Source organism: Paenibacillus sp. FSL R5-0744, assembly GCF_037972555.1.
GTDB lineage: Bacteria > Bacillota > Bacilli > Paenibacillales > Paenibacillaceae > Paenibacillus_AQ.
The window spans coordinates 4,702,163-4,714,573 of record NZ_CP150228.1 but is presented as its reverse complement, the minus strand read 5'-3'; the positions used below and the strand labels follow the sequence as shown (position 1 = coordinate 4,714,573).

Sequence of the window (12,411 nt, the reverse complement as noted above, 5' to 3'; positions counted from 1 at the left end):
TAGAATTATAATGAAATTTGCCGTGCTTGATTTTGAAACAACGGGAACCCAATCCGTGGGTGAAATTATCCAGGTTGGCCTTGCAATTATAGAAGAAGACCGGTCCATCTCCCGGGTATATGGTTCCTACGTCAAGCCCGGAACGCCGATACCTCCTTTTATAACTGGTCTAACGGGGATTACCGACGATGATGTAAAGGATGCACCTGAGCTGGATGAGATGATGATGGAGCTTGTCCCACTCTTGGATGATGTTGTGCTTGTAGGGCATAATGTCGCATTCGACTTCCATTTTTTGCAAAATGCTTTAGACCGATGTGGGTATTTACCATTTCAAGGGCGGATTTTAGATACGATTGATTTTCTGAAAATCTGCTTTCCTTCCCTCACATCCTATCAACTAGGATCAGTTAGTGCACATTTTGGAGTGACGCATGATCGTCCGCATCAGGCAGACAGTGATGCACTCGCAACTGCTCTTGTATTGCTGAAATGTCTGGAGGAGCTCTACGATTTGCCTCTGCTGACGATTCAGAGACTCTGTGAGCTGTTTACGGAAGAGGATAGTGATCTGGGTTGGTATTTTGATGGTCTGCTGCGTGAACGGGAAGCGGAGACGCTTCAGCCCGAAGGTGATCTGACTTTCTATCGTCAATTAGCGCTTGCTGTAGGAGACTGGAACGAATTAGCTCCACCTCGAGACGAGCATGCTGAGAATCCACTACACAATTTATCTTTTACAGATTATATGGATGAAGTAACGAAACGACTTAAAGAAACTTTGCCACAGTATGAAAGCCGAGAAGCTCAGGATATTATGATCAATGAGGTGATGACGGCACTTGCCGAAGACAAGCATCTATTGATCGAAGCAGGGACAGGAACCGGTAAATCCCTTGGTTATTTATTGCCTGCCATATACCAAAGCGTACGCACTAATGAAAAAGTCATGGTCAGCACTCATACTATTAATCTGCAGGATCAATTGCGTGAGCGTGATATTCCTTTGTTAACGCAGGTAGTTCCTTTTCCATTTAAAGCTGCAATTTTTAAGGGCAGAGGGCATTATTTGTGTCTTCGTAAGTTCGAACATAAAATTAATAAAAAAGACTTTATAAGTCCGAGGGAAGATGCGCTTACTGCGGCTCAGATGATCGTTTGGCTGACACAAAGTGAATCAGGAGATGACGAAGAGCTCAATCTAAGTGGACGTGGCGGAGATTTTTGGGAGACGGTAGCAAGCGATACCGATTCTTGTCTGGGTCGCTCGTGTCCTTGGTTCCGTAAGTGTTATTATCATCGGGCTAAGCATGAAGCTGGTATTGCAGACGTGGTCATTACGAACCACTCTAAGCTTTTCGCAGATGTTAAGGCTGGGCATCAACTACTTCCGGCTTATGAACATCTTGTAATAGATGAGGCCCATCATCTGGAGGACGTGGCTGGCAAGCATTTAGGCATGCATATGAAGCATTTCACGGTGGCACATACACTATCGCGTCTTTATAAGGATAGTCGAAATGGCCAACTTCCTACACTTCGCCAAATGCTTCAGTCATCAGGCAGTGAGGAAGCTTCTGAATGGAGCGGAGTGATCGATAGAATCTATCCGGATCTTCTTACCGTAAAAGAAACCTGGGATCTGCTTAGTGATAAACTATTCAGCCTCTTGCCGGAACGCAGCGATGCAGCGGCGGGAGAAGCTGGCCAGTTAGTCATGCGGCTACTTCCTACCCGTAAACCGAAAGATTGGGATGAATTGGTTGCTTTAGAGAATACTATGAATCTGACATTAAGCGAAATTATCCGTAAAGGTGATAAAATGCTTAATGAGATGCGAGATCAAGAAGGTCAATCTTCCTCAGATAGCCTAGTTACCGATATTAGCGGCTTATTTAAGGATTTAGCTTCTATACGTGAGCAAGTACGGTTTTTTATGGGATTAAATGATGAGAATGTAGTATATTGGCTGGAGGCGAATGGAAATTATCGCAGTAAATCGCTACAGCTGTATGCCGTTCCTGTTGATGTTAGTACTCAGCTTAAGGAGCTGTTTTTCGACAAGAAGAAAAGTATCGTACTAACTTCGGCGACACTCTCTGTGGATAAATCTTTCCAGTTTATGATTGATAATCTCGGACTTAATGAAGCTGCGGAAGAGGGGCGTCTGATGACATCACTCCTGCCTTCTCCCTTTAAGTATCGGGAGCAGGCGCTGTTAGTTATTCCGCGGGATTTCCCAAGTGTGAAGGGGAGTGTAGGCGATGCCCGATTTGTCGATACACTCGTACAGTCACTAGCAGAAGCAGCTATTACAACACGTGGGCGGATGCTTGTCCTGTTTACTTCTTACAAGATGCTACGCCAGGTTTACGATCCTCTGAAAGAGGCTCTAGCCTCACAAGAGATCACGGTATTAGGTCAAGGCGTGGAGGGGGGCAGCCGTAGCAAGCTGATCCGCCGTTTTCAGGACAGTGCAGCTTCTGTACTGTTAGGAACAAGCAGCTTTTGGGAGGGTGTAGATATTCCAGGTGAAGCATTAACATGCTTGGCCATCGTGAGACTCCCATTTCAACCGCCAAACCACCCCCTAGCGGAAGCGAAGTCTGAGTTATTACAAGCCCAGAAAAAGAATCCGTTCATGAAGTTGTCTGTTCCTCAGGCGGTTATTCGCTTCAAGCAAGGATTTGGGAGGCTGGTACGGACAGCGCAAGATCGGGGTATTGTTATTGTGTATGACACAAGGGTGATCGAATCTCACTATGGGAAGTATTTCCTCTATTCGTTGCCTGGCCCGAAAATGGAGCATATGCTTACGGATCAAATGGTTCCTCGTATAGCGGAGTGGTTGGAAGACGGAGGCGTTTCTTGAAAAGAACGTCATCGATCTTATTAATCACTCTACAAGGAAGGGCGGTATAAGAATACCGCTCTTCCTTGAGACGAGGTGCAGATATTTCGATAGGATTTGAACAGAATATCACTTAAATTAGGAGGTAAATTATGAAATCGGATAAAATATCAGAAGCCGTTGTTCGCAGACTTCCTGTGTACTTGCGTTTCTTGAATGATCTCCAGAAACGTGAAATATTAACCGTTTCCTCACAAGAACTAGGACAAAAACTTGATTTGAATCCTGCTCAAATTCGTAAAGATTTAGCTTATTTTGGAGACTTTGGTAGAAAAGGTATCGGGTATGACGTAACTTATCTTATTGAAAAAATCCGTCATATTCTGAAGCTGGATCAACAATTGAATGTGGCTTTAGTAGGTGCTGGTAACCTTGGACATGCATTATCTAATTACAATGCTTATCTGAAAGATACTATGAAGATTACCGCTATATTTGACTCCTATGCACCTAAGGTAGGGCGGAAAATCAACTCTCTTACCGTTCAACCGATGGAGGAGCTTGGTCAGACGGTTCGTGAGCAAGGTATTCGAATTGGGATCATTACTGTGCCTGATTCAGAAGCGCAGAATGTAGCAGATATTCTCATTGAGTCTGGCATTGAGGCGATTTTGAATTTTGCACCAGTGATTCTAAAAACACCATCGAATATCCGTGTTCATGCTGCCGATTTTACAACGGATTTGCAAAGCCTTGCTTATTATTTGAAAGACGGAAAGGAAGAAAGCGGAAATGAAGAGCAGTAAAACGATTATTAAGGGCGGGCGTTTTCTTATTCCGGGAACGGATGAGCCGGTTCTGAGCGGATATATGACTATTGAAGATGATTTGATCACTTACATAGGAAAAGAAGAACCTTTAATGGAAGATGATGTGCAAGTTGTTGATGGCAGTCGTCTGCTGTTTATGCCAGGTCTGGTAAACACACATGGCCATGCCGCAATGTCATTGCTTCGTGGTTATGGAGATGATTTAGCACTTCAGGTGTGGCTTCAAGAGAAGATGTGGCCGATGGAAGCGAAATTCACTGGAGAAGATGTATACTGGGGAACCTCCTTGTCGGTACTGGAAATGCTAAAAGGTGGTACTACAACCTTCTTGGATATGTATGATCATATGGATCGAGTAGCAGAGGTAGTCGAATTATCAGGCATCCGTTCCGTACTGATGAGAGGCGTAATCGGATTATGCCCAGAGGAAGTACAAAATCACAAGCTTGCGGAAGCGATTTCTTTTGCACGAAATTGGCATGGTAAGGCTGATGGTAGAATTACGACGATGATCTCGCCACACGCCCCATATACTTGCCCACCGGACTTCTTTGTTAAGTTTGTACAAGCGGCACATGATTTGGATTTACCGATGCATACCCATATGTCCGAGACCAAACGCGAAGTGGAGCAGAATGTGGTGGATTACGGACTTCGGCCTGTAGCGCATTTAGAGAAGCTTGGAATGTTCACACGTCCGTCTATTGTTGCACATGGCGTTCATTTGAATGATGAAGAGATCGAGATACTGGCTCGTCATGATGTAGGCGTGTCTCATAACCCAGGAAGTAATCTGAAACTGGCTAGTGGAGTGGCTCGGGTTACGGATCTTCTAAAGGCTGGTGTGAAGGTGTCACTGGGTACAGATGGTGCGGCAAGCAATAATAACCTGGATATGTTTGAAGAGATGCGTCTTGCAGCCCTCATCCATAAAGGTGTAAGTGGTGATCCGACGGCTGTCCCAGCTCCGGAAGCGCTGCGTATAGCTACAGAGTATGGCGCAAAGTCTATCTTTTTAAATGATGTGGGTAGACTCGCTGTTGGCATGAAAGCGGACTTTATCGCGATTGATATAGACCAGCCGCATTTGCTACCACACACAGATCTGTTGTCTCATGCTGTATACTCTGCCAGCGCCAAGGACGTTGAGCATGTATGGGTGAATGGTAAACAGGTTGTAAAACATGGAGAATGTGTAACGCTAGATGAGGAAGCAATCCGTCGTAAGGCGCAAGAATTATTTGATGGACTGCTTAAACGATAGTCTAAGATCATAACGAATAACTGAAAGGCTGTGACTTTCTGCGATTGCAAAGTTACAGCCTTTTGTGTTTCTGATCATTAGATCATTGAATTGGATATGAAACTTTGGATAAACACACAGGTGTGTTATATAATCAAAAAAGATATATTACTAGAAAGGGAGCTGTACCTTGAAGAAAAGGAAAAAATGGATCCTCCTGGGGTCAGTTCTGATTCTGCTCCTTCTGTTCGGACTTATCCAGTTCTATGCTTATATTATGAAAGATCAATGGAACGAGCGAGATATCGCTAAGGATGTCGCTAAAACCAGTGCTGGTCTGACAGAGGTAACCAAAGCGCAGAAATCCGTGTGGGATGATAATGCGGTGTACTGGGTCTTAACAGGGAAGAATGAAGCCGGGACCGAGTTGATGGTTTGGGTACGTTTTACTGTAGACGGGAAGTTTGCTGAAGGAACCGACGCAGTATATGCTGAAGAACTAAGTAAAGGGACCTCTGAAGCGAAAATGCGTAGCCTTATAAAAGCCGATCTTCCGGACATCAGCATTGAGCGGTTGTTGCCAGGAGTATATAACGGGGAGTATGCTTGGCAGCTTTTTTATAAACAAAGCGGTCGATATTATTATCAATTTTATCGGTTCTCAGATGGGGCTCGAATGGGTGAAGGTTACAGTTTACCTAGCCGCTAAATTAAACAAAAGCATTATAGGAGAAACAAGCGGACCATTTATGGTTCGCTTGTTTTTTAAAATGACATATTATTTGATATACTATAAGTACACGAATTGTGATATACTATAAGAGTAGTTTTTATGTATTGGTATTTAAAGATTCATACGAAAAAAGGTCTGTTAGTTAAGAGTAACAGCCCTTTTTTTGTCGAATTAAATCAATAAATTTAATAAAATGGAAAGAATTAAAAAATAAAATTTTAAATATCTTCACACTTTTTTTCAATATAGTATATACACCTGTGATATACTACTGTTTGTAATTAGAACAGTGTTAGTAGAACGTCAGGCTCTGATGAGCTCTTAGCAGCTATGACTTTGGATCATTCTGTTTACATTTTTTCATCTTTGAGAGGAGGACGTTTCTTGAAATTACGTCTTGTACCTGTACTGATAACGTCTCTACTGTCGGCTATGCTATTATTCGGAGGATTCTTTTTATATCGTCAGTTTGCTTTACAGGAACCGCTCCAAAAGATTGTAACCGGATTTGAGGGAGTAAATACTTCACATATTAGTATTAACCGCGATGAGGTCACTTTGAAACTTGATTTGCAGCCGGGCACGAATTTACGTGATCTAGTATCGTATGTATCCAAAGAAGGAAAATCAGTGATTGAAGGACGTAAACTTAAACTCGATGTGGAGCAAAATTCAAGTGAACTATTGGATGATTACTGGGATAAAGCGATGTTCTCTGTAGCTGAAGCCATGGAGAGCCGTAAATATACGATTATACCTACAGAACTTGATAGATTGAAACAGCAAAATACGGAATTTAAAGATGTGATAGCATCTACTGATATCGACGACAACAATGTGTACGTAAGCTTGAGTAATGGAAAAGAAAGCAAATTTATTATTTTGCCGCGAAAACCTGCGACCTTGGGGGTATGGAATAATGCCTAAGTACCTTAAAGAAATTTTACTCGGATTTATTCCTGTGCTGTTTATTTTCATGGCTTTTTTAGGTATTAATATATTCCCGATTGTTATAGCAGCTGGAATGCTTACTGCATTACTTATAATTGCTCATTTGCGTGGCGGGCTTACGGTGAACGCTGGTGCGGGGAAGAAACGCCAGAAGGAAGGGCCTTCAAAGCTCACTTTTGAAGAAATTGGTGGGCAAGACAATGCGAAGCAAGAGCTTCGTGAGGCACTCGATTTTTTGATCCGGCACGAGGAGATTAGTAAATTTGGGATTCGTCCTTTGAAAGGGATTCTGCTCACTGGCCCTCCAGGAACAGGTAAGACCCTTATGGCCAGAGCAGCAGCGCATTATACAAACTCCGTATTCGTAGCTGCATCAGGTAGTGAATTTGTAGAAATGTATGTTGGTGTCGGGGCTGGTCGGATCCGCGATTTGTTCAAGGATGCTCGTAACCGTGCTGTTAAGGAGAACAAACAAAGTGCCATTATTTTTATTGATGAAATTGACGTTATTGGCGGTAAGCGCGAAGGCGGTCAGCAACGTGAATATGATCAGACCTTAAATCAGCTATTGACCGAGATGGATGGTATTTATAATAACGAAACTCCGCGTATTTTGCTGGTAGCTGCAACAAACCGGAAAGAAATGCTTGATTCAGCATTGTTACGTCCTGGACGCTTCGACCGTCATATTCAAGTGGACATGCCTGACAAAAAGGGCCGCAAATCGATTCTCGAATTGCATGCGAAGAATAAGCCTCTTCATACAGAGGTGAGTCTCGACAAAATCGCTGAAGAAGCCTATGGCTTTTCCGGTGCTCAGCTTGAAAGTGTCATGAATGAGGCTGCGATTTATATGATGCGTGAGGACTTGACGAAAGTTGAGCAGCGGCATCTGTCGATGGCGATTGACAAGGTAATGATGGGTGAAAAAACGGATAGAGAAACAAATAATGAAGAGAAAAAGAGAGTCGCCATTCATGAATTGGGACATGCCATCATGGCAGAGCTCCTTCGTCCCGGAAGCGTTAGTCAGGTTACGCTGACTCCGCGTGGGCAAGCCCTTGGTTATGTGCGACATAATCCTCAGCAAGAGCAGTATTTGTACACCAAAGATTATCTCGAAGATCAGATTATGATTGCACTTGGTGGAGCAGCTGCTGAAGAAATGTATTATGGTGGACGAAGCACAGGTTCACGGGGTGATTTCGATCAGGCGCTGAATATTGTGGAAACGATGATGAAGTCAGGTTTAACTTCGCTGGGTATCGCTAAGCTGGAAATGGTTACCACTGAAGAGCTTATGAAGGAAAATAGTAAGATATTGGATGGGCTGATGACGCGCACTCGTGAGCACCTTGAAAAGCAACGAAATGTATTTGATTACTCTCTTGACATTTTAATGAAGGAAGAAGTACTCTCTGGAGAGCAATTTCGATGTCAATTTCGTGACAGCGTCCTTTTACCAGCATAAATATTTATGCTGGTTATTTTTTTTTACTTTTCAGGCATGCTAAGATATCATTATATGTCGGGCTTTATAAATTTTTGCGACAGACAAGGTACAATACAAAAGTATAGATACCTGAAAGGATGGAGACTTTTTTATGAATTTCAAAAAAATAGGTGTCATCGGCGGTGGCACAATGGGACAAGGTATTGCTGAAATGTTAGCAGCCAAAGGCCTGGATGTATTACTAGTGGAGAAAACCGCGGAGAAACTGGACTACTCTTACGAAATGATCGAGACAAGTCTAGATAAGCAACTGGAGAAATGGGCGATCACTCAAGCTGAGAAGAAGCTGATTCTTAGCCGTATTCAAAAAGTGACACATTTCGCGGAGCTCAGCTCTTGTGACATGGTTATCGAAACCATTGTTGAGGATTTGGAAGAAAAGAAAAAGATTTTGAATCAATTGGATCAAGTATGCCCGAACCACATTATTCTTGCCAGCAATACATCAACACTTAGCTTGACTGAACTTGCAAGTTCTACGATGTATCCGGAACGCGTGATCGGAATGCATTTCATATATCCTGTAGCTAAAGTGGATCTTGTAGAAATCGTACGTGGTCTGAAAACTTCAGATGCTACTTTTGAAGATACAAAATCCTTTGTTGATGAGATTGTTGAGAAAAAAGGTGTAATGATTTATGAATCCCCAGGATTTGTAACATCACGCCTCATTTGCTTGTTTATCAATGAAGCTATGCATGTGCTGCAAGAAGGCGTTGCCTCCGCACAGGATATTGACGATGCTATGCGTATTGGTTATCAATTCCAATATGGACCGCTTGAAATGGCTGACAGATTTGGCCTGGATTCGGTACTTGCGGCACTCGAAAATATGTTCCGTGAATACGGAGAACTGAAATACCGTCCTTCTACAATTCTTAAGAAGATGGTACGTGCAGGACAACTGGGTATGAAATCAGGAGAAGGCTTCTTCAAGTACGACAAGGATGGTGACCGTGTATGAATATTTTAGTTATTAACTCAGGTAGTTCTTCTTTGAAATATCAGCTGTATAACATGACCGATGAATCGGTTTTGGCTAAGGGTTTGGTTGAACGTATTGGGATGGATTCCTCCATTCTGAATCATAAACCTACTGGCAAAGCGGAAGTGACAGAAGTAAGCGAAATTCTGGAACATAATACTGCGATCCGCAAAGTCCTTGCTTGTCTTACAGACAAAGAGCATGGTGTAATTGAATCTATTAAAGAAATTGATGCTGTAGGTCACCGCGTAGTGCATGGTGGAGAGTTCTTCAAATCCTCCGCACTTGTGGATGCTGACGCAAAAACGAAAATTCGTCAATTGTTTGACCTTGCACCACTGCATAACCCAGCAGCAATGATGGGGATTACGGCTTCTGAAGTAAATATGCCAGGTGTACCGCAGGTTGTTGTATTCGATACTGCATTCCACCAAACCATGCCTGAAAAAGCTTATATGTACGCTATTCCTAGAGTATTGTACAATAAATATAAAGTTCGTCGTTATGGCGCACACGGTACATCACACGACTTCGTAAGCAAGGCTGCTGCGGAGTACTTGGAGCGTCCGCTGGAAGATCTGAAGATCATTACTTGTCATATCGGTAACGGCGGTAGTGTAACTGCAGTTCAAGGTGGAGTGTCCGTGGATACTTCCATGGGTATGACCCCTCTGGAAGGTTTGATGATGGGTACTCGCAGTGGTGATCTTGACCCAGCAATTGTCCCTTATGTGATGAACAAGGAAGAATTGTCCGTAGGCGAAGTTAACTCCATGTTGAATAAACATAGTGGTCTCTTAGCAATTTCGGGCGTAAGCAGTGACATGCGCGATATTATTGATGGTATGGAAAAAGGTGAGCCTAATTCCACACTAGCTTTTGAAATGTATGAGTACCGCTTGCGCAAGTATATCGGTTCATATACGGCTGCCATGAACGGTGTAGATGCGATCGTATTTACTGCCGGTGTTGGTGAAAATGCTTCATTGCTTCGTGAGAAACTGCTAAATAACCTTACGTTCCTGGGTATTGAGTTGGATGCTGAAGCTAACAAAGTTCGTTCCGGCGATCCACGTCGTATCTCTACGGAAGATTCCAAGGTACAAGTGCTAGTAGTTCCGACAAACGAAGAACTTGTCATTGCACGTGATACACACCGTATTGTGCAAGGAATTAACGGCTAAATTAGAGGAGAGATTGAAGGCATGGCTAACAAGAGTGTAATTAAGAACGTGAATGAACATGTTGGAGAGAGTGTTGTTATCGGTTGTTGGGTAAACAACAAGCGCTCCAGTGGTAAAATTCAGTTCCTGCAGCTTCGCGATGGTACAGGTTATATTCAGGGAGTTGTAGTGAAATCAGAAGTGCCTGAAGAGGTATGGGATGCAGCTAAGAGCCTCACACAGGAAAGCTCTTTGTATGTGACCGGAATTATCCGCGAGGAACCTCGCAGTCAATCTGGTTTTGAAATGACTGTAACTGGAATTGAAGTTCTGCATCTTACAGAGAATTATCCAATTACTCCGAAAGAGCATGGCGTAGATTTCTTGATGGATCACCGTCACCTCTGGCTGCGTGCATCGAAGCAGCGGGCTGTTCTGGTAATTCGTGCGGAAATTATTCGTGCAATCCAACAGTTCTTCAACGAGAGTGGATTTACAAAGGTGGATCCTCCGATTCTGACGCCAACGTCAGCAGAAGGAACTACTAACTTGTTCCACACGAAGTACTTCGATGAGGACGCTTATCTAACACAAAGCGGACAGTTGTATATGGAAGCTGCGGCAATGGCACTAGGCCGTGTATATTCCTTTGGACCAACTTTCCGTGCAGAGAAATCTAAGACTCGTCGCCACTTAATTGAGTTCTGGATGATCGAGCCAGAAATGGCCTTTACAGATCACGAAGAAAGCTTGAAGGTTCAGGAAGAATTTATTAGCTTCGTAGTGCAATCTGTATTGAAGAATTGCCGTGCGGAGTTGGAAGCGGTAGGTCGCGATATTTCCAAGCTGGAGAATATCAAAGCACCATTCCCACGCATTACTTATGACGATGCGATCAAGTTCTTGAACGATAAAGGCTTTGAAGATATTGCTTGGGGTGATGATTTCGGTGCACCTCATGAAACAGCAATCGCAGAAGCATACGATAAACCTGTATTTATTACTCATTATCCTGCTTCTTTCAAAGCGTTCTATATGAAGCCAGATCCAAACCGTCCGGAAGTCGTACTGTGTGCGGATATGATCGCTCCAGAAGGCTACGGAGAGATTATTGGTGGTTCACAGCGGATCGATGATCCTGCGCTGCTTGAAGAGCGTTACAAAGAGCATAATCTTTCGATGGACTCTTACAAATGGTACATGGATCTGCGTACTTACGGATCTGTACCTCACTCTGGTTTTGGACTTGGACTTGAGCGTACTGTAGCTTGGATCTGTGGCCTTGACCATGTACGTGAGACTATTCCATTCCCACGTACACTGTACCGTCTCTACCCATAAGTTCTTATATTTGAAGGGGGACGTTCATGGACGGCAAAGGATGGAGTACCTGGGGCGAAGGCGTCTCCTTCGGTCTGGAGAACGGAATGGCCGTCATACCTTACGCATTACTGAAGTATTACCGGAAGCTGAATTTAAGCGGAAGTGAAGCTATGCTGCTGATACATCTGCTTTCTTTCAGGCAGGTGGAAGGGATTGACTTCCCTTCTCTTGAGGAGCTTCAGGTTGTAACTGGCCGTAGCATATCTGTACTAGCAGGAGAGTTGCAGAAGCTTATGAAGGAAGGTTTTATTAGCATCGATGGAGACAACGATGAGCTAAGAGACATCCATTATGAACGCTACAATTTCTCAGGGTTATACGGAAAGCTTGGTGCTTATCTAGCGACAGTTGTACAAGAGCATGAGCAAGATAAGCACGTAGGTGGCTATGCAACGTCGGCACCTCGAGCTGCTTCAGGGGGTGGATTCGGCGGAAAGCCCCCCTCATCTCCTTCTCAACTTGGGGCTGAAGAGGAAAGCCGAAATCTGTTCAGTATTTTCGAAAAGGAATTCGGACGTCCGCTATCTCCAATGGAGTGTGAGACGATATCCAGTTGGGTGGATCAAGACCGGTATCCCGAGGAGCTGATTCTGTTAGCGCTGAAGGAATCTGTATTTGCAGGAAAGGTTCATTTCCGTTATATTGATCGAATATTGCTGGAATGGGCCCGCAACCGGGTCAAGAACGCTCAGGATGTAAAGAACTATACACAAAAATTCCGCAATGGCGGAAGATAGATAGATTAGGAGAGAACCGCAC

10 protein-coding genes are annotated in these 12,411 nt (G+C 43.6%); all 10 read left to right on the top strand.

The annotated features are described in order from the left end of the window. Positions 1-10 precede the first annotated feature (10 nt). The 10 genes from dinG to MKY19_RS20760 all read left to right on the top strand — a co-directional run bounded on the left by dinG (position 11) and on the right by MKY19_RS20760 (position 12,389). Positions 11-2,872 (top strand): ATP-dependent DNA helicase DinG, encoded by a 2,862-nt coding sequence (dinG, locus tag MKY19_RS20805; protein ID WP_042190117.1) that lies wholly within the window; start codon positions 11-13, stop codon positions 2,870-2,872. Positions 2,873-3,003: 131 nt separating this feature from the next. Next, positions 3,004-3,657: a redox-sensing transcriptional repressor Rex gene (locus MKY19_RS20800; RefSeq protein WP_076284581.1), complete on the top strand. Its 654-nt coding sequence runs from the start codon at positions 3,004-3,006 to the stop codon at positions 3,655-3,657. Next, positions 3,644-4,945, top strand: a complete 1,302-nt coding sequence (locus MKY19_RS20795; RefSeq protein WP_339797398.1) for an amidohydrolase — start codon at positions 3,644-3,646, stop codon at positions 4,943-4,945. The genes MKY19_RS20800 and MKY19_RS20795 overlap by 14 nt, the downstream gene beginning before the upstream one ends. Positions 4,946-5,114: 169 nt before the next feature. Then, positions 5,115-5,633 (top strand): DUF5590 domain-containing protein, encoded by a 519-nt coding sequence (locus tag MKY19_RS20790; protein WP_076284583.1) that lies wholly within the window; start codon positions 5,115-5,117, stop codon positions 5,631-5,633. Positions 5,634-6,041: 408 nt separating this feature from the next. Beyond that, positions 6,042-6,584: a hypothetical protein gene (locus MKY19_RS20785; RefSeq protein ID WP_042190109.1), complete on the top strand. Its 543-nt coding sequence runs from the start codon at positions 6,042-6,044 to the stop codon at positions 6,582-6,584. After that, on the top strand, positions 6,577-8,079 hold the full coding sequence (locus tag MKY19_RS20780) for an AAA family ATPase (protein ID WP_339797394.1): 1,503 nt from the start codon (positions 6,577-6,579) through the stop codon (positions 8,077-8,079). Before MKY19_RS20785 ends, MKY19_RS20780 begins: the two co-directional genes overlap by 8 nt. A 133-nt stretch (positions 8,080-8,212) precedes the next feature. Further along, positions 8,213-9,085 (top strand): 3-hydroxyacyl-CoA dehydrogenase NAD-binding domain-containing protein, encoded by an 873-nt coding sequence (locus MKY19_RS20775; protein WP_042129488.1) that lies wholly within the window; start codon positions 8,213-8,215, stop codon positions 9,083-9,085. Next, positions 9,082-10,290: an acetate kinase gene (locus tag MKY19_RS20770; RefSeq protein ID WP_042190106.1), complete on the top strand. Its 1,209-nt coding sequence runs from the start codon at positions 9,082-9,084 to the stop codon at positions 10,288-10,290. Before MKY19_RS20775 ends, MKY19_RS20770 begins: the two co-directional genes overlap by 4 nt. Positions 10,291-10,311: 21 nt before the next feature. After that, the gene (asnS, locus tag MKY19_RS20765; RefSeq protein WP_036676308.1) at positions 10,312-11,610 is read left to right on the top strand and encodes an asparagine--tRNA ligase; all 1,299 of its coding nucleotides are present in this window, start codon (positions 10,312-10,314) and stop codon (positions 11,608-11,610) included. A 26-nt stretch (positions 11,611-11,636) separates the two neighbouring features. Then, positions 11,637-12,389: a DnaD domain-containing protein gene (locus MKY19_RS20760; RefSeq protein ID WP_060622747.1), complete on the top strand. Its 753-nt coding sequence runs from the start codon at positions 11,637-11,639 to the stop codon at positions 12,387-12,389. Positions 12,390-12,411: the final 22 nt, after the last annotated feature.

Excerpts from the sequence above, each read along its gene's own strand:
- MKY19_RS20795 (WP_339797398.1), top strand. The coding sequence starts at position 3,644 with ATGAAGAGCAGTAAAACGATTATTAAGGGCGGGCGTTTTCTTATTCCG.
- MKY19_RS20800 (WP_076284581.1), top strand. The coding sequence starts at position 3,004 with ATGAAATCGGATAAAATATCAGAAGCCGTTGTTCGCAGACTTCCTGTG.
- MKY19_RS20770 (WP_042190106.1), top strand. The coding sequence starts at position 9,082 with ATGAATATTTTAGTTATTAACTCAGGTAGTTCTTCTTTGAAATATCAG.
- MKY19_RS20775 (WP_042129488.1), top strand. The coding sequence starts at position 8,213 with ATGAATTTCAAAAAAATAGGTGTCATCGGCGGTGGCACAATGGGACAA.
- asnS (WP_036676308.1), top strand. The coding sequence starts at position 10,312 with ATGGCTAACAAGAGTGTAATTAAGAACGTGAATGAACATGTTGGAGAG.
- MKY19_RS20780 (WP_339797394.1), top strand. The coding sequence starts at position 6,577 with ATGCCTAAGTACCTTAAAGAAATTTTACTCGGATTTATTCCTGTGCTG.
- dinG (WP_042190117.1), top strand. The coding sequence starts at position 11 with ATGAAATTTGCCGTGCTTGATTTTGAAACAACGGGAACCCAATCCGTG.
- MKY19_RS20760 (WP_060622747.1), top strand. The coding sequence starts at position 11,637 with ATGGACGGCAAAGGATGGAGTACCTGGGGCGAAGGCGTCTCCTTCGGT.